This is a genomic window from Serratia sp. JSRIV004 (assembly GCF_019968705.1).
Lineage (GTDB): Bacteria > Pseudomonadota > Gammaproteobacteria > Enterobacterales > Enterobacteriaceae > Chania > Chania fonticola_B.
This window is the reverse complement of sequence record NZ_CP074140.1, coordinates 4,125,428-4,149,460: the sequence shown is the minus strand read 5'-3', so window position 1 is coordinate 4,149,460 and position 24,033 is coordinate 4,125,428. Positions and strand designations below refer to the sequence as shown.

General features: G+C 57.6%; 21 protein-coding genes. 14 read left to right on the top strand and 7 right to left on the bottom strand.

Going from position 1 to position 24,033, the window contains the following annotated elements:
- Window positions 1–6: 6 nt before the first annotated feature.
- The 3 genes from KGP21_RS19840 to KGP21_RS19830 are packed head-to-tail and all read left to right on the top strand — an operon-like array spanning window position 7 to window position 5,845.
- Window positions 7–1,263 (top strand): TolC family protein, encoded by a 1,257-nt coding sequence (locus KGP21_RS19840; RefSeq protein WP_223536087.1) that lies wholly within the window; start codon window positions 7–9, stop codon window positions 1,261–1,263.
- Window positions 1,263–2,705 (top strand): efflux RND transporter periplasmic adaptor subunit, encoded by a 1,443-nt coding sequence (locus KGP21_RS19835; protein WP_223536085.1) that lies wholly within the window; start codon window positions 1,263–1,265, stop codon window positions 2,703–2,705. The genes KGP21_RS19840 and KGP21_RS19835 overlap by 1 nt, the downstream gene beginning before the upstream one ends.
- A complete protein-coding gene (locus KGP21_RS19830) occupies window positions 2,702–5,845 on the top strand; it encodes an efflux RND transporter permease subunit (protein ID WP_223536083.1) in 3,144 nt (1,047 codons plus the stop codon). The genes KGP21_RS19835 and KGP21_RS19830 overlap by 4 nt, the downstream gene beginning before the upstream one ends.
- 50 nt (window positions 5,846–5,895) lie before the next feature.
- Here the strand turns inward: KGP21_RS19830 and apbE are convergent, their stop codons facing one another.
- The gene (apbE, locus tag KGP21_RS19825) at window positions 5,896–6,927 is read right to left on the bottom strand and encodes an FAD:protein FMN transferase ApbE (protein WP_223536081.1); all 1,032 of its coding nucleotides are present in this window, start codon (window positions 6,925–6,927) and stop codon (window positions 5,896–5,898) included.
- A gap of 145 nt (window positions 6,928–7,072) precedes the next feature.
- Here apbE and KGP21_RS19820 point away from each other — a divergent pair, with 145 nt between their 5' ends.
- Window positions 7,073–8,188 carry an SLC13 family permease gene (locus KGP21_RS19820; RefSeq protein ID WP_021806044.1) on the top strand — a complete coding sequence of 372 codons (1,116 nt, stop codon included), beginning with the start codon at window positions 7,073–7,075 and terminating at the stop codon, window positions 8,186–8,188.
- A gap of 48 nt (window positions 8,189–8,236) precedes the next feature.
- Window positions 8,237–8,689: a rhodanese-like domain-containing protein gene (locus KGP21_RS19815; protein ID WP_021806043.1), complete on the top strand. Its 453-nt coding sequence runs from the start codon at window positions 8,237–8,239 to the stop codon at window positions 8,687–8,689.
- Here the strand turns inward: KGP21_RS19815 and flk are convergent.
- Entirely contained in the window at window positions 8,686–9,711 is a 1,026-nt protein-coding gene (gene flk / locus KGP21_RS19810) for a flagella biosynthesis regulator Flk (protein WP_115158230.1), read from the bottom strand. The two genes, KGP21_RS19815 and flk, sit on opposite strands and share 4 nt — an antisense overlap.
- 180 nt (window positions 9,712–9,891) lie before the next feature.
- On the opposite strand from flk, the gene KGP21_RS19805 reads away from it, so the two are divergent.
- The 4 genes from KGP21_RS19805 to KGP21_RS19790 are packed head-to-tail and all read left to right on the top strand — an operon-like array spanning window position 9,892 to window position 13,552.
- Window positions 9,892–10,260 carry a copper resistance protein gene (locus KGP21_RS19805; RefSeq protein ID WP_166733032.1) on the top strand — a complete coding sequence of 123 codons (369 nt, stop codon included), beginning with the start codon at window positions 9,892–9,894 and terminating at the stop codon, window positions 10,258–10,260.
- Window positions 10,261–10,309: 49 nt separating this feature from the next.
- Window positions 10,310–12,343, top strand: coding sequence for a protein-disulfide reductase DsbD (locus KGP21_RS19800; RefSeq protein ID WP_223536080.1), 2,034 nt, complete (start codon window positions 10,310–10,312; stop codon window positions 12,341–12,343).
- The gene (locus KGP21_RS19795; RefSeq protein WP_223536078.1) at window positions 12,343–13,059 is read left to right on the top strand and encodes a DsbA family protein; all 717 of its coding nucleotides are present in this window, start codon (window positions 12,343–12,345) and stop codon (window positions 13,057–13,059) included. The genes KGP21_RS19800 and KGP21_RS19795 overlap by 1 nt, the downstream gene beginning before the upstream one ends.
- Entirely contained in the window at window positions 13,052–13,552 is a 501-nt protein-coding gene (locus tag KGP21_RS19790) for a protein disulfide oxidoreductase (RefSeq protein ID WP_021178592.1), read from the top strand. The genes KGP21_RS19795 and KGP21_RS19790 overlap by 8 nt, the downstream gene beginning before the upstream one ends.
- Here the strand turns inward: KGP21_RS19790 and KGP21_RS19785 are convergent.
- Entirely contained in the window at window positions 13,549–15,003 is a 1,455-nt protein-coding gene (locus tag KGP21_RS19785) for a PLP-dependent aminotransferase family protein (protein WP_223536077.1), read from the bottom strand. The two genes, KGP21_RS19790 and KGP21_RS19785, sit on opposite strands and share 4 nt — an antisense overlap.
- A 169-nt stretch (window positions 15,004–15,172) precedes the next feature.
- On the opposite strand from KGP21_RS19785, the gene KGP21_RS19780 reads away from it, so the two are divergent.
- Together KGP21_RS19780 and KGP21_RS19775 are read left to right on the top strand one after the other, a co-directional pair.
- The gene (locus KGP21_RS19780) at window positions 15,173–16,159 is read left to right on the top strand and encodes a DMT family transporter (protein WP_094982003.1); all 987 of its coding nucleotides are present in this window, start codon (window positions 15,173–15,175) and stop codon (window positions 16,157–16,159) included.
- Window positions 16,160–16,342: 183 nt separating this feature from the next.
- Window positions 16,343–16,972: a CatB-related O-acetyltransferase gene (locus KGP21_RS19775; protein WP_021178589.1), complete on the top strand. Its 630-nt coding sequence runs from the start codon at window positions 16,343–16,345 to the stop codon at window positions 16,970–16,972.
- A gap of 81 nt (window positions 16,973–17,053) precedes the next feature.
- Here KGP21_RS19775 and KGP21_RS19770 read toward each other — a convergent pair whose 3' ends face one another.
- The 3 genes from KGP21_RS19770 to KGP21_RS19760 are packed head-to-tail and all read right to left on the bottom strand — an operon-like array spanning window position 17,054 to window position 20,012.
- A complete protein-coding gene (locus KGP21_RS19770) occupies window positions 17,054–18,574 on the bottom strand; it encodes a tripartite tricarboxylate transporter permease (protein ID WP_021178588.1) in 1,521 nt (506 codons plus the stop codon).
- An 11-nt stretch (window positions 18,575–18,585) separates the two neighbouring features.
- Window positions 18,586–19,017, bottom strand: a complete 432-nt coding sequence (locus KGP21_RS19765) for a tripartite tricarboxylate transporter TctB family protein (protein ID WP_223536075.1) — start codon at window positions 19,015–19,017, stop codon at window positions 18,586–18,588.
- A gap of 14 nt (window positions 19,018–19,031) precedes the next feature.
- Window positions 19,032–20,012: a tripartite tricarboxylate transporter substrate binding protein gene (locus KGP21_RS19760; RefSeq protein ID WP_021178586.1), complete on the bottom strand. Its 981-nt coding sequence runs from the start codon at window positions 20,010–20,012 to the stop codon at window positions 19,032–19,034.
- 123 nt (window positions 20,013–20,135) lie between these two features.
- On the opposite strand from KGP21_RS19760, the gene tctD reads away from it, so the two are divergent.
- Both tctD and KGP21_RS19750 read left to right on the top strand, forming a co-directional pair.
- Window positions 20,136–20,810, top strand: coding sequence for a transcriptional regulator TctD (gene tctD / locus KGP21_RS19755; RefSeq protein WP_021806033.1), 675 nt, complete (start codon window positions 20,136–20,138; stop codon window positions 20,808–20,810).
- Window positions 20,797–22,209 carry a sensor histidine kinase gene (locus tag KGP21_RS19750; protein ID WP_021806032.1) on the top strand — a complete coding sequence of 471 codons (1,413 nt, stop codon included), beginning with the start codon at window positions 20,797–20,799 and terminating at the stop codon, window positions 22,207–22,209. The genes tctD and KGP21_RS19750 overlap by 14 nt, the downstream gene beginning before the upstream one ends.
- Window positions 22,210–22,242: 33 nt before the next feature.
- On the opposite strand, the gene KGP21_RS19745 is transcribed toward KGP21_RS19750, so the two are convergent.
- Window positions 22,243–23,136, bottom strand: a complete 894-nt coding sequence (locus KGP21_RS19745) for a DMT family transporter (RefSeq protein ID WP_021806031.1) — start codon at window positions 23,134–23,136, stop codon at window positions 22,243–22,245.
- Between the two features lie 108 nt (window positions 23,137–23,244).
- Between KGP21_RS19745 and KGP21_RS19740 the strand changes: the two genes are divergently transcribed.
- Window positions 23,245–24,018 (top strand): helix-turn-helix domain-containing protein, encoded by a 774-nt coding sequence (locus KGP21_RS19740; RefSeq protein WP_115158221.1) that lies wholly within the window; start codon window positions 23,245–23,247, stop codon window positions 24,016–24,018.
- The last annotated feature ends 15 nt before the right edge of the window (window positions 24,019–24,033 follow it).

Genomic DNA, 24,033 nt, shown 5'->3' with positions numbered 1-24,033 from the left:
GGCACCATGTCCAGACTACTTTCTCACCCCTTGCGGGTGGGCTGGCTGCTGCTCGCCTGTTGGACGGCGAGTGCGCAGGCAACCGGCCTGACGTTGGAGCAATCGTTGGCGGCGGCGGAGCGCTATTCCGCCGAGCTTTCGGCCAACCAGCATCAGGTGAATGCGTTGCAAAACATGGCGGATTCGGCGATGGAACTGCCCGATCCCAAGCTGAAATTCGGCATTGAAAACGTGCCGGTACAAGGTGGTAACGCCCGGCGTTTTACCCGTGAAGGGATGACCATGGAGCGGGTTGGCATCATGCAGGATTACGTCAGCAGTACCAAGCGCCAGCGTAAGGCGGATACCCTGCGTGCCGAGGCCGGTAAAACCGAGGCCAACAGTGCGACAATCCGTGCCCGCTTGCAGCAGCAGACGGCACAGGCCTGGTTGGAACTGGCGTTGAGCCAGCAGACGCTGAAAGATGCCACGGCTTTGCTCAAAGAAAGTGAAAAGCAAATCGCCGCCCAACATGCCGGAGTGGCCAGTGGCAGTTCGCCCGCCGCTAACGTCATCGATGCTCGCTTGACGCTGTTGGCGATGCAGGACCGGCTCAGCGAGGCGCAGCGTGACGTCACCATCGCCCAGGCGCGCTTGACCCAGTTGACCGGGCAGCAGGTTGAGGGGATCGGTGGGCCGTTGCCACGTTTCGAGCGCCTGCCCGCCGAGAGCAACCTGTTGCGACAAGCGATCAAACAGCATCCGGAGGTAGTGCAGGCAAGCCGTGAGGCCGATGTGGCCAAGGCGCGATCGGCACAGTCCGAGGTGGCCGCCATTCCTGATGTGGGCATAGAGGTGTCGTATGGCAAACGGGCCGATGGCTATGAGAATATGGCGGGCGTGATGTTTACCGTCGATCTGCCGCTGTTCCGCTCCCAGCGGCAGGATAAGGACTATGCCGCCGACGTTTCCCGTTCGATGGAGGCCAACGATCAGTTGACGTTATTGATCCGCGACCATCAGGCCCAGCTAGATACTCTGTTGGCGCAGTATCAGGCTGCACAGGCGCAATGGCAGCGTCAACAGCAGCAAGCGATCCCACTGCAACAACAGCGCGTGGCACTGCAACTGGCGCAATACCGCAGTGGCAAAAGCGATCTCTCCTCGGTGTTGGAAGCGCGCCGGGCCTTGCTCGATAGTCGTCTGAGCGCCGGTAAGGCTGCGCGTGAATTGGCGCAGCTGTGGGCAGCCATCCGTTATCTCACCGTGCAGGAGGCAATGTAATGAAAATGCGTTTTAGCCTGACGCTGTTAGCCGCCTTATTGGGCGGTGCTATGGGCGGTTACTGGTTGGCCGGGGAAAGAACTGCGGCGCAACCTGCTAGCGGCGGTGCCGAACGGCAGGTGCTGTATTGGTACGATCCGATGGTGCCAGGCCAGCGTTTTGATAAGCCGGGCAAATCGCCGTTTATGGATATGGAACTGGTGCCACGCTATGTCGATGAGCAGCAGGATGACGGTGGTGTCACCATCAGCGCCCGCCAACAGCAGAATCTGGGTGTGCGTACAACGGCTGCACAACTGCGTGAACTGAATTTGCAGCTTGATGCCTATGGCAGCGTTGCCACCGATGAACGTGGCGTGCAGGTTATTGCCGCACGTGCCAACGGTCTGATAGACAAACTCTATGTGCGTGCCAGCCAGCAACAGGTAAAGAAAGGGCAAGCGTTGGCACAGCTATGGATCCCGGACTGGAGTGCTGCACAGCAGGAATACCTGGCGATCCGCAAACTGGGCGATAGCGCACTGACCTCTGCCGCCCGCCAGCGCCTGGCATTGCAGTTTATGCCTGAAGCCATCATTCGCCAGGTTGAACGCAGCGGCCAACCCCAGACCCGCATTACCATTACCGCACCAGAGAGCGGGTTTATCAACAAGCTGGACGCACGGGAAGGGATGCAGGTCACCGCGACGCAGGGCCTGTTTGAGTTGGCCAGTCTCGATCCGGTGTGGATGGTGATTGATTACCCGCAGGCGCAGGCCGGGCTGTTGCAGGTGGGCGATGCGGTAGCAGCCAGCTCCGCCAGTTGGCCGGGTGAACGTTTTACTGGCGAGGTAAGCGAGCTGCTGCCTAATGTCGATCCGCTTACCCGCACCTTTAAAGCGCGTATCGTGCTGAAAAATCCCCAACAGCGCCTGAAGCCGGGCATGTATTTGCAGGTGCAACTGGCGCAAAACGCCGGGGCCAAGCCGGTGCTGGCTATCCCGCAGGAGGCGCTGATTGGCAGTGGCGATCGCAACCGGGTGCTGGTGGCGGAAGGTAACGGCCATTTTGCTCCGGTTGATGTTATCGCCGGCCTGGCACAGGACGGCTGGGTAGAAATCAAACAGGGTCTGCAAGCCGGGCAACAGGTGGTGACTTCAGGCCAGTTCCTGATTGATTCCGAAGCCAGCATGCGCAGCGCCTTGCCGCAGATGGCCACGCAGGAGGGGGGAAAACAGTATCAGACGCTGGGCGTAGTCGAGGCGGTGGATAATGATACCGTCACGCTGTCGCACGATCCGGTCGCAGAGTTGCAATGGCCCGCGATGACCATGGATTTTACCTTGCCAGCGGGTGGCTTACCCGCCGGGATTGGCATCGGCAGCAAGGTGATGTTCCATTTTAGCGTGGATGAAAACGGCTCGCACATCAGCCAAATCATGCCGCAAGGAGGCCACCAATGATCGCCTCCGTGATCCGCTGGTCGATACGCAATCGCCTGTTGGTATTACTGGCTTCGATATTGCTGGCCGGGTGGGGCGTATGGGCGTTGCAGAAGGCGCCGCTGGATGCGCTGCCCGATCTCTCTGACGTGCAGGTGATCGTCCGGGCGACCTATCCGGGCAAGGCGCCGCAGGTAATAGAAGATCAGGTGACCTACCCGCTGACCACCACCATGCTAACGGTGCCGGGAGCCAGCACGGTGCGGGGCTTCTCCATGTTCGGCGATGCCTATGTCTACATTCTGTTTGCAGACGGTACCGATCCTTACTGGGCGCGTTCGCGGGTGTTGGAGTCACTCAGCCAGGTCCAGTCCTCTCTGCCGCCACAGGTTAAAGTGGCGCTGGGCCCGGATGCAACCGGCGTTGGCTGGGTCTATGAGTATGCGCTGGTCGATCGTACTGGTAAACACAGCCTGGCGGATTTACGCGCCTTGCAGGACTGGACGCTCAAGTTTGAGCTGAAAACCGTGCCTAACGTGGCGGAAGTGGCCAGCGTTGGCGGCATGGTGCGGCAATATCAGGTGATATTAAATCCGCAAAGTATGCGGGCGCTGAACATTACCCATCAGCAGGTGGTGAGCGCCATTCAGGATGCCAACCAGGAAGGCGGTGGTGCGCTGCTGGAAATGGGGGAGGCTGAGTATATGGTGCGTACCTCCGGCTACCTGAAAAAACTCGCCGACTTTAATAACGTGGTGATCACTGCGCGCGACGGTGTGCCGATCCTGCTGTCGCAGGTGGCAGAGCTACGTGAGGGGCCGGAAATCCGCCGTGGCGTGGCGGAGCTCAACGGTGAAGGTGAGGTGGCGGGCGGCATTGTGGTGATGCGTTACGGTAAGAATGCGCTGGAAACCATTAATGCGCTGAAGGCCAAGCTGCAACAGCTTCAGCACACCCTGCCGCCGGGCGTGGAGATTGTACCGGTTTATGACCGATCGCAACTGATCGAGCACGCGATCGATACGCTGTCATTCAAGCTGTTGGAAGAGTTCCTGGTGGTCGCGGTGGTGTGCGCCTTGTTCCTGTCCCACTTCCGTTCGGCGCTGGTGGCGATGGTGACTCTGCCGCTGGGGATCCTGGGCGCCTTTGTGGTGATGCACTATCAAGGCGTTAACGCCAACATCATGTCGTTGGGAGGGATCGCCATTGCCATCGGCGCGATGGTGGATGCGGCGATCGTGATGATCGAAAACATGCACAAGGTGCTGGAGCAGTGGCGGCAACGTCATCCCGGCCAGCAGCCCACCTCAAAAGATTACTGGCACATCTCAGAGCAGGCGGCGGTTGAGGTTGGCCCTGCGCTGTTCTGTAGTCTGTTGATCATCACCCTGTCGTTTATCCCGGTGTTTTCGCTACAGGCACAGGAAGGGCGGATGTTTGCGCCGCTGGCGTTCACCAAGACCTATGCGATGGCGGTATCCGCGGGGTTGGGCATCACGCTGGTACCGGTGCTGATGGGCTATTTTATCCGGGGCCGTATTCCGGACGAACATGCCAATCCGATCAATCGTTGGTTGATCCGCATGTATCAGCCGTTGCTGGCGGCGGTGCTGGCACGGCCTAAAACCACCCTGGGGATTTCCGCTCTGCTGTTGGTGCTGACCTTATTCCCACTCAGCCGTCTGGGCAGCGAGTTTATGCCACCGTTGGACGAAGGGGATCTGCTGTATATGCCTTCGACGCTGCCAGGGATCTCGGCCCGTGAAGCGGCACGGCTTCTGCAACTGACCGACCGCTTGATCAAAACCGTACCGGAAGTGGACACGGTCTTTGGCAAGGCCGGGCGGGCGGAGACGGCAACCGATCCGGCCCCGTTGACCATGCTGGAAACCACCATTCGCTTTAAGCCCCGCGACCAGTGGCGGCCCGGCATGACGATGGACAAACTGGTGGCCGAACTGGACAGCGTGGTCAAGGTGCCCGGCATTGCCAACGTCTGGGTGCCGCCGATCCGTAACCGTCTGGATATGCTGGCGACCGGCATCAAAAGTCCGGTAGGCATCAAGGTCAACGGCAGCAATATTGCCGATATCGAGCTGGCGGCCAGCCAGATTGAGCAGGTGGTGAAGCAGGTTCCGGGTGTGACTTCCGCGCTGGCGGAGCGCCTGGCCGGAGGGCGCTATGTGGATATCGATATCGATCGTCAGCGTGCAGCGCGTTACGGTGTTTCGGTGAAAGAGCTGCAATCAGTGGTTGCCACGTTGGTGGGAGGGGAAAACATCGCTGAAACCATTGAAGGGCGCGCGCGTTATCCGATCAACGTCCGTTACCCAAGGGAGATCCGTGATTCGCTGCAAAAGCTGCGTGAATTACCGGTGGTGACGGCGACCGGTGGGCAAGTACCTTTGGCAGAACTGGCGGATATTCGCATCACCGAAGGGCCACCGATGCTGAAAAGCGAGAATGCCCGGCTTTCCGATTGGATCTATGTCGATCTGCGCGGGCGCGATTTGAAATCGGCGGTGGAGGAGATGCAACAGGTGGTGGCGCAGCAGGTGAAGCTGCCTGCCGGGGTTTCCCTCAGTTGGTCCGGGCAGTTTGAGTATCTGGAACGCGCCAGCGCCCAGTTGAAGATTGTGCTGCCGGTGACGCTGGCGATCATCTTTGTGTTGCTGTTTGTCACCTTCAACAGCGTGAGCGATGCGCTGCTGATCATGGCGACGCTGCCGTTTGCGCTGATAGGTGGAGTCTGGCTGTTGTATCTGCTCGATTACAACCTGTCGGTGGCGGGGGCGGTGGGCTTTATTGCCCTTGCCGGGGTAGCGGCAGAGTTTGGCGTGATTATGGTGCTGTACCTTAATCAGGCGCTGGCGAAACATCGTCAACCGGGCCAGCCGTTGAGTCATCAGCAACTGATGGTGGCAATTAGCGAGGGGGCGGTGTTGCGCGTCAGACCCAAGGTGATGACGGTGGCGACCATTATGGCCGGTTTGCTGCCGATTATGTGGGGCGGTGGTGCTGGCTCAGAGGTGATGCAGCGGATTGCCGCACCGATGATTGGCGGTATGGTGAGTGCGCCATTGCTATCGATGCTGGTGATCCCGGCGGTGTATTCGCTGCTGCACAGAAAGGATGAAAAACCTGGTGAGAAAGTAGAGTAAATTCACCGATAACGAGCGTAAATCCCCCCTGCTGGGGGGATTTCACAGGGTTACTGCACTAAAAATGCCTTAAACTGCGGCGTCATCACTGCGTTGAATCCGTTATCGGTTTTGCTGATCAGATACACCGCCAATCCTTTCTCTTCGGCCAGTTTCAGCGCTTTTTCCGTACCCAGCACCATCAACCCGGTATCCCAACCGTCGGCCTCCAGCGCCGTAGGGGCAATCACCGTAACGGAAACCAGCTTATGGGTGATAGGCCGTCCGGTGACGGGATCGATCACGTGGGAATAGCGCTGGCCGTCCTGTTCGAAATAGTTGCGGTAACTCCCCGCAGTGCTGATGCCGTAACCTTGCAAATCCACCAGCGCCTGCACCGCATTTTCCCGGTCGGTAGGCTTTTGGATCGCCACCCGCCAAGGCTTGTTCTGGCCATTCACGCCGCGTGATGAAACGGCTCCGCCCACCGATACCAGATAGTTGGTGATGCCTTTGCGCGCCATCAACTGGACCAACTGATCCACGCCGTAACCTTCGCCTAGCGTGGAGAGATCGACATACATCTCAGGCAGATCTTTTTGCAGCCATTCACCCCGGCTGTCGCTCAGCAGTTTCAGATGCTGCAAACCAATATGCTGACGGGCTGCATCGATTTGCTGCTGGCTGGGGACTTTGACGGCCCGCTTATCCGGGCCGAAACCCCACAGGTTGACCAACGGGCCGACGGTGATATCCATCGCGCCCCCGGTATCACGGCCAATGCGCTGAGCGGTGAGGATGATATCGGCCATTCCACGGGGGATGGGCTGCGGATCGGCAGAGGTGCTCTGGTTGAAGCGGGATAACACCGAATCGGGGCGGTAAGTGGAAATATCGTCGTTGGCCTGCTCCAGCAGCGCATCGATCTCCTGCTGCAATTGTTGTTTGCTCTCGGTGATAGTGCCGCTGACCTTTACGCTATAGAACGTCCCCATGGTTTTGCCTTCGATGTCGATCTGGGGGCGGGTGTTGGCATCGTTACAGGCGGCTAGCAGCATCAGCGCCGCGCTGAGCAGCAGCCTTTTGGCAATGGAATTGGCCATAGAAAATCCTAAAAGCAGGGAAAGACGACGGGTATAAAACAAAATACGATAAATGGAAAGGGCAACGTGCTTTTTTACTGGCGTAATTCAAGAGCTTCGGCTAACGTCGTTTTCCAGCCTTAGCTTGAAAAATAAGAGTAAATCCATGAGTTCAAATGCGGTGACCAGTTTGTTGAGGCCATTTTTGCATGACCGCTTCCTGCATGCGTTGCTGCTGATGGGGATGTTGTTGTACGCCATTGGGCCACAGTCGCTGAGTGTACTCTCTGGCTTTATCGATTGGCGCACCATCATGACCCTGCTGGGGTTGATGCTGCTGACCAAAGGCGTTGAGGTGAGCGGTTATTTCGATTTTATCGGCCGCCAGATCGTGAACACCCTGCAAAGTGAACGCTCACTGGCTCTGTTTCTGGTGTGTGCCGCTGCGGTGCTGTCGTCGTTCCTCACCAACGATGTGGCGCTGTTTATCGTGATCCCGTTGACCATTACGCTGAAAAAGCTCTCTTCACTGCCGATAAGCCGCCTGATCATCTTCCAGGCACTGGCGGTTAACGCCGGGTCGTTGCTGACGCCGATTGGCAATCCGCAGAACATTTTGCTGTGGAGCAAGTCTTCGCTGACCTTTATGGAGTTTATCGGGCGCATGGCACCGTTCGGCATTATCATGATGCTGAGCCTGCTGGTGGTCACCTGGTTCAGTTTCCCGGCGCGGAAAATTGTCAAAGCCCCGAACACCCAACCTTATCCTTATCAAATGCGCCTGTTGCTGGCCAGTGTCGCGCTGTACGTGGCCTTTCTGATCTGCCTGGATTTGGACGTGCCGTTGTATGGCATGTTACTGGTGTTTGCCGGTTTTCTGCTGTTGGCTCGCCAGGTGCTGTTGCAGATTGACTGGAGCCTGATCTTTGTATTTCTCGCCATGTTTATCAATATTGGCTTGCTGACCCAACTGCCGGCGGTGCAACCGCTGTTTGACCAGATTGCCTCGCTGGCGGATGGTAGCGTGTATGCGTTGGGGATCGCTTTATCTCAAGTGATCAGCAACGTTCCGGCGACCATTTTGTTGCTGAACTATGTGCCGTCCAGCGCCTTGGTGGCCTATGCGGTAAACGCCGGGGGATTTGGCCTGGCGATCGGATCGCTGGCGAACCTGATCGCCCTGCGGATGGCGGGAGAACGTCAGATCTGGCTGCAGTTCCATTACTATTCGATACCGTTCCTGGCCTGGGCTACGTTAGTGGGTTGGCTGCTACTGGGTTAATTTGACTCAAGCACTTTGTCATCACTCTTAATGCATTGGAGTTCTATTATGAGCATCTCTTCATTGGTATTGGCTTATCCCCCGGCTACGGCGGCACAAAGCCTGGATTATCTGGCGGCAAAGCTCGCCTTCTACGCCGACTCGGCGGATGTGGCGGAAGATTTGCGCAATGGCGTCAACGAGATTGTGGTGATCGATACCCGTGCCAGTGCGTTGTACGCCGCCGGGCACATTCCTGGTGCGGTGAGCTTTCCCCATCGTTTAATGGATGAAAGCAGCACCTCATCTCTCGATCGCGACAAGGTCTATGTCACCTACTGCGACGGTATCGGCTGTAACGGTTCCACCCAGGGGGCATACAAGTTGGCCAAGCTTGGCTTTCGGGTCAAAGAGCTGATTGGCGGGCTGGATTTCTGGCTACGCGATGGCCATCCGGTGGCCATCGGTGTTGAGCTGGGTACGATGCAGGGGCGGGATAAAGCACCGGAGTGCGGCTGTTAAAACAGCGCCCACAGTACCAGTATCAATACGATAACGCCGACAACCAGCGCCAGAGGCTTACTGAACATCGACTGTAAAGGCTGCGGCAGGGCGGCGATTAGTGGGTTAAGCAATGGCTGTGGCTGTTGGACGTCACTGTGTAATGACGGAGCGTGGCCAGCCTTGTCCAGACGGCGGGTAAACAGCTGCTGGATCACGTCGTTTAACTGTGCGTGGGTCAGCGGCGTATTCAGGTTGCCGTTAAAGCGGCTCTGGCAATAGTCATTGAGCTGTTGCTGCTCTTGCTGGTCTGCTGGCTGTTTCAATACCGCCAGCAGGTTTTGCAGCGTCGGCGCCGTTTGCGGGCTGAGCGCCAATTTCACCTGCATAAACTGACTGAGCAGTTGGAAGTGGCGTGCGGGCAACGGATCGTTGATTTTTACCCCGACCAGATCGAACAGTGCCTGCCAGAGTTTGGCCGTTGTCTCACCGGTGGCCGCGCTAAGCTTGGTGACCTGCAACTGCAAGTGCTGATGTTCCGCAGGCAGCAGCGAACGATCGCTGGTGGCCGTTTGTTGCGGGTGAGGGATTGTCAGTTCGCCGGTTTGCAGCAGGTTCAACACTTGCTGGAGCTGTGGATGGCTCAACTGGCTTAACACCGTATGGCCAAACTGCTGGCGGATAAAGTCGCTGACCGCCTGGCGGTTATTGCCTTGTGGCAACAGTTCGGTGAGCTGTTGCAGCAGTTGGCGGCTGGCATGGCTCTGTTGTGCCACGCCAAGGCGGTTTTGCAGTAGCTGCTCCGCCGGTTGGAAATGGCGCGCCAACAGTTCGCTGTGGTTATCCGCCCCTAATTCATGACGCAGCGTGGCCCAGATCTCGGCGGACTTGGCCGGGCTGAGGGCCATGATCTTGACGATCAGTTTTTCCAACTGGGTGCGTTGGGCTGGGGAGAGCGGTTGATCGTCGGCAGGAGGGATTTTGCCAGCGGTTGGAGGGTGATCGGCTGCGCCAGGAGCGCCAGGTCCACTTAACGGTTGCATATCACCAGTCCTTCGCAGTGTATAAAGTCGACATACCCGGCGAAAAGCACAGGCTTAATCGCTTATGATACCTGTAATTTCGTGCCATCAATACCGCCGCCAGACATTTCTTTACAGGCCAATCGTTGCTTATCCTGTTTGCGCCGCTAAGATAGGCGCAGATACGGCATTGAGGGCGTGATGATAAATCGGCAGCGGATTGCAAAATGGTTTTTAACCCTGGCTTGCCTGGTGGTACTGACGTGCCTTACCCAGCGCATGGCGGGCTTGCATACCTTGCAACTGGCCCTTGGCCTGCCCTCTGTCAGCGTCAGCCAATCCGTGGCCAGCGGTGATGAAGAGGCCACCACCACGACCCCCTGTGAGCTGAGTGCCAAATCGTTGTTGGCCTCTCCACCGGTGATGTTTGAAAACGTGCTGTTTGGCTTGGGGATGTTACTGGTCCTGTTGACCCCGATCATCGCTCCACGCTTGTCGTTCCCTCCTGTACGCGTTATTTCCCCCACCACCCTCAGGGTGCATCTGCGATTATGCGTGTTCCGTGAATGAGTTAATCCCTCGCCAAACCGAGTGACTAATTTATTTATGGAGAACAACTATGTGGAATATCATCAGGCTGGCATTGGCTTGCCTGTTATTGCTTTGGCTACCTGCGACACAGGCGGCGGATAGCGGCTGGCTGCAAAGCCCGCAGAACGATCATGCGCAAGTCAGGCTGCGTGCCGACACCAGCAACGGGGACGAAACCCGTGTGCTGCTCGCTGTTGAGCTGGAAAAAGGATGGAAAACCTACTGGCGCTCACCAGGGGAAGGAGGTATTGCGCCAGCAATCACCTGGCAGGGCAACCCACCACCGGCAACCTGGTTCTGGCCAACGCCGCAGCGCTTTGACGTGGCGGGGATCTCGACGCAGGGCTATCAGCAGCGGGTTACGCTGCCCATCGTATTGAAGGGCGCTGCGCCGCAGCAACTGGCGGGTACGCTTACCTTATCCACCTGTAGCAACGTCTGCATCTTGACCGATTATCCGTTCAAACTGGATCTCACCACCCCGGCTGATCCAAAGTTCAATCACGACTTTGCTCAGGCGATGGGGCAGGTGCCGATTGCCAGCGGGCTGGCGGACAGCCTGCGTGCCGGTTATCACAACGGTGAGTTGCAGATTAGCGCGCAGCGTACCGCGGGCTGGCAACAACCTGAGCTGTTCTTTGATACCTTGGCAGGAGCCGATCTGGGCAAGCCAACGGTCAGCAGTGATGGCGAGAGTCTGCAAGCGCGAGTTCCCGTGAGTGATGGTTGGGGAGACGCAGCACCGGATCTGCGTGGTAAACAGCTGCGGCTGGTTATCAGCGATGGAGGGATCGCTCAGGAGGCTACGCTGACCATTGGCGGGCCGCTTGCATTGCCTTCCACCGCGGCTTTCCCCCTGTGGCAAGCGGTATTGATGGCGTTAGCGGGCGGTTTCATTCTTAACCTGATGCCTTGCGTGCTGCCAGTGCTGGGGATGAAGCTAGGTTCCATATTGCAGGTCGAACAGCGCGATCGGCGTAGCGTGCGTTGGCAATTTCTGGCCTCTTCCTTGGGGATCGTGGTGTCCTTCATGGCGCTGGCCTTGCTGATGACGCTGTTGCGCCTGAGCAATCACGCGCTGGGCTGGGGGATCCAATTCCAAAACCCGTGGTTTATCGGCTTTATGGTGCTGGTGACGCTGCTGTTCAGCGCCAATCTGTTCGGCCTGTTCCACCTGCAACTCTCTTCCTCGTTGAATACCAAGTTGGCTACTCATAACGGGCATGGCTTGAGCGGTCATTTCTGGCAGGGAGCGTTTGCCACGCTGCTGGCGACGCCTTGCTCGGCGCCTTTCCTGGGAACGGCGGTGGCGTTTGCGTTGGCGGCTCCGTTGCCGGTGCTTTGGGGCATGTTTGTGGCACTGGGAATTGGCATGAGCCTGCCCTGGTTGCTGATTGCCGCCTGGCCTGCGCTGGCGTTACGCCTACCACGTCCTGGCCGCTGGATGAACGGGATGAGGTTGGCGCTGGGCTTGCTAATGCTGGTTTCTTCGCTTTGGCTGCTTAGCCTGATGACCAACCATATCGGCGTGAAGCCGACTCTGATTGTCGGTGCCATCTTGCTGCTCGGTTTATTGCTGGCGGTGTGGCAACAGTTAGGTGCCCGGTCAGCGGGGATCGCGACGGCCAGCGTGCTGGTGGTAGGTGGTTTGGCATTGCTGGTGGGATCGTTGACCGCTAACCAGTGGCGACAGCCGTTGCACGACAACATCGCCTGGCAACCGCTTTCTGAACAGGCGATCGTACAGGCACTAGCTGAAAATAAACGGGTGTTTGTTGATGTGACCGCCGACTGGTGTGTGACCTGCAAGGCGAATAAATACAACGTATTGCTGCGTGACGATGTGCAAAAAGCACTCAGCGCTGATGATGTAGTGGCGCTGCGCGGTGATTGGAGCCGCCCGTCTGAAAGCATCTCGGCCTTCCTGCAACAGCGCGGCAGCGTTGCCGTTCCCTTTAACCAAATCTATGGCCCCGGCTTGCCAGACGGCGAAGTGTTGTCACCGCTGCTCACTCGCGAAGCCGTACTGCAAGCTCTGTCTACTGCCAAAGGAAACCAATAATGAACAAGTTACTGATGTTACTGCTGCTGATTGTCACCCCGGTCTGGGCTGCGGCTCCTTTCACCGCCGAGCAGGAAGTGCGGATCAAAGAGCTGATCCGCGAAACGCTGGTCTCTAACCCGGATATTCTGGCGGAAGCGGTTAATGCTTGGCAGCAGCAAACCAACGGCCAGCAACTCGGTCAGGCGATTGAGCAAAATAGCAAAATCCTGTTCGACGATCCTGCCAGCCCAAGGTTGGGGGCCAAGAATGCCAAGCTGACGCTGGTGGCCTTCACCGATTACAACTGCCCGTACTGTAAGCAGTTTGATCCGATGTTGGAGAAGATCGTCAACAAATATCCCGATGTGGCGCTGGTGGTGAAGCTGTTGCCGTTCAAAGGAGAAAGCTCGATCGCCTCATCGCGGGTGGCGTTGACGGCTTGGGAGCAGCATCCAGAACAGTTCTGGCCGCTGCATCAACGCCTGATGGCGAAAAAAGGCTTTCATGACAACGCCAGCATCGCCGCAGCGCAAGAGAAAACGGGCGTTAAGCCGGTGGCACCTAGCGAGCAGAGCATGACCTCGCTACGTACCAATATGCAGTTGGCGGAACAGTTTGGCGTGCAGGGAACGCCTGCCACCCTGATTGGCGATCAGATGCTGCCGGGCGCGGTGTCTTATGAGGATCTGGAAGCGTTAGTGAAGCAGCAATTGGCGAAGGTGAAAAATGGCTAGGTTACGGCGCTGGACGCGCGAACTGCTGATTCTGCTGTTGCTCGTGCTGGGCGTGACGTTCGCCATGGACTGGTGGCGAGCTCCACAGGCTCCCTTGACCTTTGAGCAGCAAATGCTGGAAACCCTGGACGGAGAGCCGGTGTCGTTGGCGCAGCTCAGCCAGGATAAGCCTTTATTGGTCTATTTCTGGGCCAGCTGGTGCGGGGTTTGCCGCTTTACCACGCCTTACGTGGCCAAACTGGTGGCAAACGGCGGTAACGTAATGACCGTGGCGCTGCGTTCGGGCAATGACCAGCAGGTTGAGCAATGGCTGGCGGCCAAGAAGCTGCAACTGCCGGTAGTTAACGATGAGCAGGGCAAGCTATCGGCGCAGTGGCAGATTGGCGTGACGCCGACCATCGTGGTGATCTCTCAGGGGAAGGTGGTGCAAAGCACCACCGGCTGGACCAGCTATTGGGGCATGAAACTGCGGCTCTGGTGGGCCAGCGTTTAATTCCCCGTCACCTCAACAATCGCCCGGCAAAGCCGGGCGATCCCTTCGGTAATCAACTCCGGCGTATTGGCGGCAAAATTCAACCGCAAGCCATGTGCGCCGTGCTGTTCCTCAACATAAAAGCATTCGCCACGGGCAAAGGTGACACCCTGTTGCCAGGCTATTGGCATCAAGGTTGTGGTGCTTACGGCAGGTGGCAATTCCAGCCAGATAAACAGCCCTCCCGCAGGGATTTCAAACCGACAGCCCGGTGGCAGGTGCTCGCTTAATGCAGCCACCATAGCATCTCGGTGCTGGCGGTATATCCTTCCCGCCCGGCGCAGCTGCTTGTCGTAGCTGCCAACGGTGACAAAGGCGTCCAGCGCGCGCTGGATCAGGTTAGAACTGGTAAAGCTGTCGACGTGTTTGAGCCGTGAGAATTGCAGATACTGTTCGCTGTCTGCCACCAGATAACCGATGCGCATACTGGGCAGCAGCATTTTGGAGAAGGTACTGACATAGATCACCGTGCCAGCGGGAGCCATGGCGCGCAGTGACGGCAGGCTTTTACCGTTGTAACGCAGATCGCCAACAAAATCGTCCTCCAGGATCACTATCCCGGCCTGTTGCGCCAACGCCAGCAAGCGGCTGCGGCGGGCTTCGCTCAGACAGCGCCCGGTGGGGTTATTGAAATTGGGGATGGTGTAGATCATTTTGGGCTGATGCCGGGCGATCAGCTCCGGCAGTTGCTCAACGCACATACCGTGACGATCGCTGGGCACTGGAACAATGTTGATCTGGTGCAGGCGCAGCAGTCCCAGAGCTTCGGCATAGGTGGGCTCTTCGACAATCACCGTATCCCCTGGGCGTAATAGCGTCTGGAAAATCAGGCTGATGGCATGTTGCGAGCCGTTGGTGATCAGCACCTGTTCGGCTCGGGTGGGGATACCTTGTGCGGTCAGGATCCGGCTTAGCGTGTCGCGCAGCGGGTAGTAACCACAATAATCACCATAGCTGAAGGCCTCTTCCGCATGACGGCTGAGGATCGACAGCAGGATCTTGCGGAACGCCTCCAGCGGGAACACCTTGGGGCTGCCGACGCCAGCGGCAAAGTTGATGATGTGCTCCGGCAAAGGAATATCCGGATAACCGTCCAGCCGCGACGTGGTGGTGGTGAAGCGATCCGCAGGGAATAGCTCGCTGGATGCTGGCCGTTGCTGCATGGGGGCCGGTTGCAGGTGGCGGACATAGGCGCCGCTGCCACGCCGCTGTTGTAACAATCCTTTGGCCGCCAGTTCGGCGTAGGCACTTTCCACCGTCAGGCGGCTGACCGAAAGCTCGGCGGCCAGGCTGCGCGTTGACGGCAATTTATCGCCATCGGCAAAGGTGCCGCCAAGAATGGCGCGGCGCAGCGCTTCTTCGATCTGCAGATACAGCGGAATGTCCTGCTGACGATCCAGTGGAATGTGCATGAAATTGGCCCGGTCAAAAAAAGTCTGTTTTCACTATATCCCAGAGTAACAAGGCTTGGCACCGATAAAAGTGGCCTGCACAACATCGTAGCAAAGTGGCTATGGTGGCAAAATCTGGCCGCGTTAAAATCTCCGCCAAAGAATTAAGCGGTGGAATTTTGAGGGTGTTATGTCGTTACCGTCGGGTGTTGTAGCAGAACCAGTTGTGGTCAGTGGCGGGATCCTGCGGGGAACCAACCAGGGTTACGTGATCGCCATAATCAGTGCCATGCTGTTGGCGTTTACCGCCATCATCATCCGCGCGCTGACCGAGTATTACCATCTACCGACGTTTGTGCTGGCTTTCTGGCGTGCGGCCCTGGTGGCCTTGGTGTTGTTACCGTTATTGCTGCTGTTCAAACCACAATGGGCTTATCTGCGACGTGAACAGGTGCCGTTCTACGCTGGCTACGGTTTGCTGTTGGCATTGTTTAACAGCTTATGGACGCTGTCGGTGGCGCTCAATGGCGCTTCGGTGGCGACTATTTTGACCTACTGCTCGGTCGGTTTTACCGTATTCCTGGGCTGGATGATGTACAACGAACGCCTCAGCCTGCGCGAATTGCTGGTGATCGTGGTCAGCCTGGGTGGCTGCTTCCTGGTCAGTAACGGCGACAGCATGGGCAACAGCCGTTTTGATCTGTTGGGGCTGATGGTCGGCATGCTGTCCGGCATTGGTTACACCCTGTACACCCTCGGCGGGCGTATCGCCAGCGAGCGGCGCTACCCGGTGTGGAATACCATCCTGTACGTATTCGGTTTTTCCGCCGTGTATCAGTGGTTGTTCAACACCTTGCTGACATTTTTCCCCTTGGCGGCATTTCACGGCATGGCGGGGGACCTGTGGTTTCTATCCCAGGGAGTTCAAGGCATTCAGTGGAGTGGCTGGCTGTTGCTGCTCACGCTGGCCGCAGGGCCAACGCTGCTGGGGTTTGGCCTGTACAATATCAGCCTGAAAACCCTGCCGCTGGCGGTGGCCAACCTTATCCTGTCGCTGGAGCTGGTGTTTACCGCGGTCATCGCCTACTTCCTGTTGGGAGAAAATATGAACCAGTTACAGCTATTGGGTAGCGCGCTGGTGATGGGCGGGGTATTGATGCTGAGAAGAGCGAAGTAGGCTTGGCTTTCTGCGCCGGTTTGTTACCATTGGCCGCGAAACAACAGGGTGCAAACAGCAAATGATCATTAATCCAAGGTTAAAACGAGCGCTTATCGCTTGATTGGGCAGTGTTTTTGAACGGAAAACGCTGCCACTGACATTACGTTCCGTGGCTCTTGCAATAAATTAAGAGAAGATGCCATGTCTGATAAACACTGGTCACAAGTAGAATTACTCCACCAGACGGTAACCAACCCCAATATCCTGATCAAGGGAACCCACAGTTATTACAGCCATTGCTGGGATGACGGCTTTGAACGCTCCGTGGTGCGCTATTTACACGGCGATGCGGTCAGCCAACAGTGGGAGCCACTGGGGCAGCTAGACAGGTTGCACATTGGCGATTATGTCTGTATTGGCGCCGAAGCGGTGATCCTGATGGGAGGGAATCATACCCACCGTATTGATTGGCTGAGCCTGTATCCGTTTATGGAAACCATCCAGGCGTCTTATTTACCTAAAGGTGATACCCGCCTTGGCGATGGTTGTTGGATCGGGATGCGGGCCATGCTGATGCCTGGCGTGACGATTGGCGAAGGGGCGATAGTGGCTGCCGGCAGCGTGGTGACTGCGGATGTCGAGCCCTACGCTATCGTTGGCGGCAATCCGGCCCGGATGATTAAACGGCGGTTTTCTGCGGAGACAATCGAGCGTTTACTCGCGTTGCAGATTTACGATTTGTCCGCCGAAGCGTTCGCCAGCATCCAGCCCTTGTTGGCCAGCGATGATATTACGGCCTTGGAACAGGCTGTTGAGGTTATACGCCAATAATAAGTCGGGCGGGTTAGTCCCGCCCGATTTTTAACCGGCTCACAACATTGGGGCGCTGCATGATGCAGCGCCCTTTTTGCATTACTCAACTTCCGTCGCTTCCCCGCTGATACGACGGTGCTTGCGGAGTTTGCGCAGCAGCGGTGGTAACACCAACACGGCGACGGCCAGCACCAACAGGCATTGGGCAATGGTACTGCTCCACAGAATATCAAAGTTCCCATTGCTGATAGACAACGCCCGGCGCAGGTTTTGCTCCAGCATTTCTCCCAACACAAACCCCAGGATCAGCGGCGACATCGGGAAGTGCATTTTGCGCAGGATGTAGCCAAACACGCCTAGCCCCACCATCAGCAGCAAATCGAAGGTCGTGCTGTGTACCGCATAGACCCCAACGGCGGAAACGGCGGCGATCGCCGGTACCAGGAACCACAGCGGCACGGTCAGCATACGGGTGAACAGCCCAATTAACGGGATGTTCATGATCAACAACATCACGTTAGCGATCAGCAGCGCGGCGATCAGCCCCCAAACGATATCCGGCTGTTCGGTGAACATTGCCGGGCCAGGGGTGATGTTATACAGCGTCAATGCTCCCATCATCACCGCCGTAGTGCCTGAACCCGGTACGCCCAGGGTCAGCATCGGGATAAATGAACCGCAGGCGGAAGCGTTATTGGCGGCCTCCGGTGCGGCGACGCCACGAATATCCCCTTTACCGAACGATTCACTGTTGCCGCTGATGCGCTTCTCGGTCATATAGGTGAGCGCACTGGCAATAGTCGCTCCGGCACCGGGCAGAATACCGACGAAGAAACCGACAAAGGAGGATCGCAGGGTCGGGCCAACGCACTCGGCGGCCTCTTTACGGTTAAACAGCATGCGGCCGGTTTTACGGATCAGCTTCTGGCCCGTGCTGGTGCTTTCCAGCATCAGCAAGATCTCGCTGACCGAGAACAACCCGATCACCACCACAATAAACTGAATGCCGTCGGAGAGGTGTACGCTGTCGAAGGTGAAGCGATACACGCCGGTATTGGCGTCCACCCCCACCGTGGCCAGCCCCAGACCAATCAGGGCCGCCAGCAGGGATTTCAACGGGTTCTGGCTCATCATGCTGCCAAGGCAGGCAATGGCAAAGACCATCAGGGCAAAGTATTCTGCCGGGCCAAACGCCAGCGACCAGCGGGCCAGCATCGGGGCGAACAGAATAATGCCGATAATGGCGACCAGCGAGCCGGTGAAAGAGCTGACGGCGGAGATCGACAGGGCAACTCCTGCACGGCCTTGTTGGGCCATCGGGTAGCCATCCAGCGCGGTCATGATTGCGGCGGCATCCCCCGGGACGTTGAGCAGGATCGAAGAGATCCGCCCACCGTATTCACAGCCGATATACACCGTGGCCAGCAGGATCAGGGCCGACTCGGCGGGTAGCTTCAAGGCGAAAGCCAGCGGTAAGAGGATCGCCACGCCGTTGATCGGGCCAAGGCCCGGCAGCAGCCCGACGATAGTGCCAACGAAGCAGCCGATCAGGGCGATCATCAGGTTCTGGGGCAGTAGCGCCACTTCGAACCCTTGTGATAAATACATCCAGGTTTCCATTATCGCTCCCGTTAGCTCAGCCAAACGCCGAGTGGCAGTGTGACATCCAGTAAATAATCAAAGGCGTAGAACAGAGAAACGCCCATTATGACGCCTGAAATCAAGGCGGCTTTGATACTGGCCTGGAACAGCAGGCCAATGCTGAAAGTCAGCAGAGTCGTTGCCAGTGGGAAACCGAGCCACTCGAATCCCCAGGCGTACAGCACCAGCGTGATCACCAGCACCAGCAGGCGTTGCAGCACGTTTTTATGTGGCCACTCGACTAGCTGTGGCCGACGCAACAGCAGCAATGCGGCACACAGGGCCATCAGGCTCAGGATGGCCAAAGGAAAGGGGCGTGGTCCTAAAGGTTCATAGCTGTATTCGCTCTGGATGCCCCAACCGATAAACAGGCCGCCGCCGCAGATCAGCAGCCACAGAGCAGCAAAAATACGATCGCTCATGTCAATCCCCTAGGTTATTTGGCCAGCCCGAACGCTTTGGCCTGTTCACGATACTGGGTAACCTGGTTTTTCACGTAGGTATCCAGCTCCTTCCCGGTCAGGTTGAATTCAAACAGGCCGCGTAGATCGCGCTGTTGTTTGAACTCCTCGGTTGCCGTCATGGTTTTGAAGGTGTCGATCCACCATTGATACTCGGCCTCGCTGACCTTTGGGCCAAGGTAGAAACCGCGGATGATCGGCCACACCAGATTGAACCCCTGCTCCTTGGCGGTAGGGACGTTTGCCAGCTCGCCTGGCAGGCGTTCTTCGGCATATACCGCCAGCACACGCAGCTTATCGCCCTTCAGGTAAGGCACCATCTCGCTCAGATCGCCGGATACTGCCTGAATGTGATTACCCAGCAGCGCGGTCACCGGCTCGCCGCCCCCTTCAAACGCCACATAGCGCATCTTGTGGGGATCTACGCCAACTTCACGGGCCAGCAGGGCAGTTTTCATCCAATCCTGGCTGCCAATGGAGGCTCCAGCACCAAATACCACGCTGTTCGGGTCTTTCTGGAAGGCTGTCATCAAGTCTTTCAGCGTCTTGTAAGGCGAGTCGGCGCGTACGGCGATCATGCCGTAATCGGTGCCCACTGCCGCCAGCCACTTCACATCATCCACGTTGTAGCGGCCAAACTTGCCTTGTGAGAGGTTCAGCAGGGAACCGCCAGAGAACGCCACCACGGTGCCAAATTCGGCTGGCCGCTGGGCAACGATGGCGTTATAGGCCACCGCCCCCACGCCGCCGGGCATATAGGTGACGCGCATCGGCTTATCGATGGCCTTGGTTTCTTGCAAGGAGACCTGGATCAGTTTGCAGGTGAGATCGAAGCCTCCGCCGGGTTTGGCTGGGGCGATACATTCGGTGCGTTTTGGCGCTTCCACGGCGAATGCCTGGTTGGCGGCGAACAGCAGAACAGTGGCGGTAAGCGTACGGGTAATTATTGTTTTCATGATGTTTCCCCATCGGTTTTGTTTCAGTTTGTGAGAATCCCCGCTGACACGGGGTTGCTAAATTGTTAAAACAGAAACCTTTCATTTACCTTTCAGTGACCGGGAAAGTTTACAGGATGTGATATGCGTCTCTTGTTAGTGGAAGACCACCCCGAGCTGGCTCATTGGTTGCAGAAAGCCCTCAGCGGCCTTGGGTTTGCAGTGGATGTGGCGATAGACGGCGTGGCGGCAGACCATTTGTTGCTACACGAAAGCTATGCGCTGGTGGTGCTGGATGTCGCACTGCCCCGGCTCAACGGCCTCGAACTGTTGGCGCGGCTGCGTAAGCGTGGGCAGACACTGCCAGTATTGCTATTGACGGCCCGTACCGAGGTGGCCGATCGGGTTAAAGGGCTGAATCTTGGGGCTGACGATTACCTGACCAAGCCCTTTGAACTGGATGAATTGGAGGCACGCATCCGGGCGTTGCTGCGCCGCAGCGTCGGCGTGACGCAACAGGCATTGCAATACGGTTTGCTGACCTATCACGACGAGGGCTACTTCTTGCTGGCCGAAAAACCCCTGTCGTTAACTCCCCGTGAGCTGGCGGTGTTGACCACCTTGATGCATCGCCGTGGCCGTCCGGTCGCCAAGCAGCAACTGTTTGAGCAGGTGTTTACCCTCTCTGACGAGGCTAACCCCGAAAGCATCGAACTTTACGTCCATCGCGTGCGTAAGAAACTCCAGGGGAGCAATGTGGCGATCGTGACGTTGCGGGGCTTGGGCTACAGCCTGGAGCTGTGCGATGAGGTGGTTTAAAGCACCGCGTTCGTTGTTCTATCAGTTGCTGCTGTTCTTTGGTTTGCCGCTGCTGGTATTGGGTGGGATCTCAATCTACACCCACTATTTCAGCGCGATGAGTGCGGCGACGATGGCCTACGATCGCACCTTATTGGCGTCGGCCCGTACGGTGGCGGAGCGGCTGGTAGTGCGCAATCAGCGCCTGGAGGTGGATGTGCCTTATGTGGTGCTGGACAGCTTCGAGCGCAATATGAACGACCGGCTGTACTATCAGGTTATTTCACCTGAGGGGCAGAGTATTTCGGGCTATAACGATTTGCCCGAGATGCCGCCCTATATTCCTCGTTCCAACCTCTATCCGGCCCTGGTGCATTTTTACGATGCGCACTATCGCGGGCAGCCAATCCGCGTGGCGGCGCTGTTCCAGCCGGTGAATGAGGGCGGGGTGATGGGGATGGCGACCATTCTGGTGGCGGAAACGCTGGAGTCGCGGCGCTATCTGGCACGGCAGATGCTGTTGGCGGCGCTGCTCAGCCAGGGAACGGTGGTGGTATTGACGCTCACTCTGGCTTACATCCTGCTGAAAAAGCTGCTGCAACCGTTGCGCAAGCTGTCCAGCATGATGCTGCGGCGCGATCCGGGGGAGCTGACGCCTTTGCCGATGGTGCTGCCCTGGTCGGAAATGCAGCCGCTGCTGCTGGCATTCAACCGCTATATTGAGCGGCTGCGGTTGATGGTGGCGCGTCAGGAACGTTTTAGTGCCGATGCCTCCCACCAGCTACGTACGCCGCTCACGGTTTTGAAAACCCAGGTGGGGGTGGCATTGGCCAGCGAACGGCCCGAGCAATGGCGTGAGAGTCTGGAAGGGATGAGCGCCACCCTGGACAGTACCGTCGCGTTGACCGATCGCCTGCTATACCTCTCACGGCTGAAGGCGCACGAGCATCAGGCCGAGCGTAAGTTGCAGCCGGTTAATCTGGCGCAGGTGTTACGCGACGCCTGTTTTTCGCGCCTGCCGCAGGCTCGCAGCAAGCGGATCGATCTTGGTTACGAAGGGGTGGGAGTTTGTTGGGTGGCCGGTGAGGCGTTGCTGTTGGCGGAGCTTTGCGCCAACCTGTTGGATAACGCGCTGAAATACACGCCAGCCAAGGGGGTCGTGACCGCCCGTTTATTGATGGTAGAGGGGCAGGGGCTGTTAGAGATAGAAGACAGCGGCCCAGGTATTGCTCAGGATCAGACGGTTGCTGCGCTACAACCGTTTCGACGGTTGGATAATGTGGGTGACCAGCCTGGCGCAGGGTTGGGGCTGGCATTGGTCAAAGATATTACCGCTTATCACGGTACCCGCCCGGAATTGCTGAGTTCTGACGCGCTAGGTGGCCTGTCGGTGCGGATACGCTTTAGGCTGTTGGGGTGATAGAGGGTAAGGGGGCGCATCTCCCCCCGAACCTTATGGTGTAACGGTGGTTTTTCTGCGCCCTAACGGCGTGCGCAGGCGCTGTGACAGGATCACCCCCAGCAGGGCGATACCGCCGCCAATCAGATGGTAGCTATGCAACTGTTCATGCAGGAACAGGACCGCAATTATCGCGGTGAACACCGGTGCCAGGTTCATAAAGATCGACGCCTTGTTGGCTCCCAGGCGCATCACCCCCTGGATCCACAGGAACGGTGCGGCAATCGACGCAGGGATACCGGCAAACAGCACTAGCGGGATGTTCTGGCTGGTAAGCTGCACGTCATGCGCCATCAGGAAGTTCGGCAACAGCAGTACCACGCCAAACACGATCTGCACATACAGAGACTGCCAGTTGGGTAACGGGATCGCCCAACGTTTGGTCAACACGCCGTACAGGGCGTAGGAGGCCGAAGCGGCGAACATCATCAGTTCACCTTTGCCAATGCCGTGTTGCAGCAGCAGCCCGGGTTGCCCCGCGCTAACCAGCCACACCAGCCCACCCAGCGACAGGATACTACCCAGTGCGATACCCACGGTGGGGGCAACGCGCAGGACGAATATACCGATTAATACCGTCAGCAGCGGGATCAGCGAGTTGAGGATGCCCATAAACAGCGCGCTGACGCTATGTGCGGCGTAATAGGCCAGGCTTTGATACAGCACCATCCCCAGCAGGCCGAGGATCATCAGTTTCCACCAGTTGGCGCGAATGGTAGGCCAATTACGGATCGCTCCCGGCAGAACGAAAGGGGTGAGCACGATCAGCGCCAATGCCCAGCGATAGAAGGAGATGGCCGCCGGATCGATGGCGGTTGCCGATACTTTACTGACTACGGCGTTAATCGACCAGATCAGCACCGCCAGCAGGGGAAAGAGCACGTTCATGATAATAATTCTCAACAACGAATAACATGCTGGCTAGTCTACCCGTGTCCGGTTTATTATATATAGTCAAAATCAGACAGCATTTCGCGAAATCAAGACAACTTCACCATGGCCGAAACCCGTAATTATCCCACCGCAGACGTCGCTGCTCCGCGCACGCTGTTTTTCCGCTGCGAAGAAACCCATGCGGATACCGAATATCTGCCGCACAGCCACGACTGGGGGCAGTTGATTTGCGTCAAAACCGGGGTGATTGCGCTGAATATTGCCGGGCAGCGTTTTTTGGCTCCGCCGGAGTTCGCCGTCTGGTTGCCGCCGGGCATGGAGCATTCCAGCCATAACCGCAAACCGGTGCTGTTCCGCACCATCAATATCGCCAAATCCTTATGCGTCGGGTTGCCAGAAGAGGCCTGTTTGATCAACGTCTCGCCGGTGTTCAGCGCCATTGTTGAAGATTGCCTGGGGCGAAAAATGCTGGAGCCCACTAGTGAAGAGGATCTGCGCCTTTGCCGGGTGCTGATCGACCAACTGCGGATTTCCCCGGTGCAACAGACCTATCTGCCGACCTCGCAAGACAAGTTTTTGGGGCCAGTGTTACAGGCGTTGGAACGTTGCCCAGCGGATAACACCTCATTGGCGGTATGGGCCAGCAAGGTGTATACCACTGAGCGGACGCTTTCACGCCGTTGCCAGCAGGAACTGGGCATGTCGTTTAGCGAGTGGCGGCAGCGCCTGCGCTTTTTACATGCGCTTTCGCTGCTCGAACAGGGGAAAACCGTGCAGGATGTCGCACTCGATGTGGGCTACAGCTCGGCTTCCGCGTTTATTGTGATGTTCCAGCAGATCGCCGGTACCACGCCAGAACGTTTCCGCCGGGCATGACAATCCCAACACGAC

What these genes read in the sequence shown, in the direction of transcription:
- KGP21_RS19840 (WP_223536087.1), top strand. Translation starts at nt 7, where the DNA reads ATGTCCAGACTACTTTCTCACCCCTTGCGGGTGGGCTGGCTGCTGCTC.
- KGP21_RS19835 (WP_223536085.1), top strand. Translation starts at nt 1,263, where the DNA reads ATGAAAATGCGTTTTAGCCTGACGCTGTTAGCCGCCTTATTGGGCGGT.
- KGP21_RS19830 (WP_223536083.1), top strand. Translation starts at nt 2,702, where the DNA reads ATGATCGCCTCCGTGATCCGCTGGTCGATACGCAATCGCCTGTTGGTA.
- apbE (WP_223536081.1), bottom strand. Translation starts at nt 6,927, where the DNA reads ATGGCCAATTCCATTGCCAAAAGGCTGCTGCTCAGCGCGGCGCTGATG.
- KGP21_RS19820 (WP_021806044.1), top strand. Translation starts at nt 7,073, where the DNA reads ATGAGTTCAAATGCGGTGACCAGTTTGTTGAGGCCATTTTTGCATGAC.
- KGP21_RS19815 (WP_021806043.1), top strand. Translation starts at nt 8,237, where the DNA reads ATGAGCATCTCTTCATTGGTATTGGCTTATCCCCCGGCTACGGCGGCA.
- flk (WP_115158230.1), bottom strand. Translation starts at nt 9,711, where the DNA reads ATGCAACCGTTAAGTGGACCTGGCGCTCCTGGCGCAGCCGATCACCCT.
- KGP21_RS19805 (WP_166733032.1), top strand. Translation starts at nt 9,892, where the DNA reads ATGATAAATCGGCAGCGGATTGCAAAATGGTTTTTAACCCTGGCTTGC.
- KGP21_RS19800 (WP_223536080.1), top strand. Translation starts at nt 10,310, where the DNA reads ATGTGGAATATCATCAGGCTGGCATTGGCTTGCCTGTTATTGCTTTGG.
- KGP21_RS19795 (WP_223536078.1), top strand. Translation starts at nt 12,343, where the DNA reads ATGAACAAGTTACTGATGTTACTGCTGCTGATTGTCACCCCGGTCTGG.
- KGP21_RS19790 (WP_021178592.1), top strand. Translation starts at nt 13,052, where the DNA reads ATGGCTAGGTTACGGCGCTGGACGCGCGAACTGCTGATTCTGCTGTTG.
- KGP21_RS19785 (WP_223536077.1), bottom strand. Translation starts at nt 15,003, where the DNA reads ATGCACATTCCACTGGATCGTCAGCAGGACATTCCGCTGTATCTGCAG.
- KGP21_RS19780 (WP_094982003.1), top strand. Translation starts at nt 15,173, where the DNA reads ATGTCGTTACCGTCGGGTGTTGTAGCAGAACCAGTTGTGGTCAGTGGC.
- KGP21_RS19775 (WP_021178589.1), top strand. Translation starts at nt 16,343, where the DNA reads ATGTCTGATAAACACTGGTCACAAGTAGAATTACTCCACCAGACGGTA.
- KGP21_RS19770 (WP_021178588.1), bottom strand. Translation starts at nt 18,574, where the DNA reads ATGGAAACCTGGATGTATTTATCACAAGGGTTCGAAGTGGCGCTACTG.
- KGP21_RS19765 (WP_223536075.1), bottom strand. Translation starts at nt 19,017, where the DNA reads ATGAGCGATCGTATTTTTGCTGCTCTGTGGCTGCTGATCTGCGGCGGC.
- KGP21_RS19760 (WP_021178586.1), bottom strand. Translation starts at nt 20,012, where the DNA reads ATGAAAACAATAATTACCCGTACGCTTACCGCCACTGTTCTGCTGTTC.
- tctD (WP_021806033.1), top strand. Translation starts at nt 20,136, where the DNA reads ATGCGTCTCTTGTTAGTGGAAGACCACCCCGAGCTGGCTCATTGGTTG.
- KGP21_RS19750 (WP_021806032.1), top strand. Translation starts at nt 20,797, where the DNA reads ATGAGGTGGTTTAAAGCACCGCGTTCGTTGTTCTATCAGTTGCTGCTG.
- KGP21_RS19745 (WP_021806031.1), bottom strand. Translation starts at nt 23,136, where the DNA reads ATGAACGTGCTCTTTCCCCTGCTGGCGGTGCTGATCTGGTCGATTAAC.
- KGP21_RS19740 (WP_115158221.1), top strand. Translation starts at nt 23,245, where the DNA reads ATGGCCGAAACCCGTAATTATCCCACCGCAGACGTCGCTGCTCCGCGC.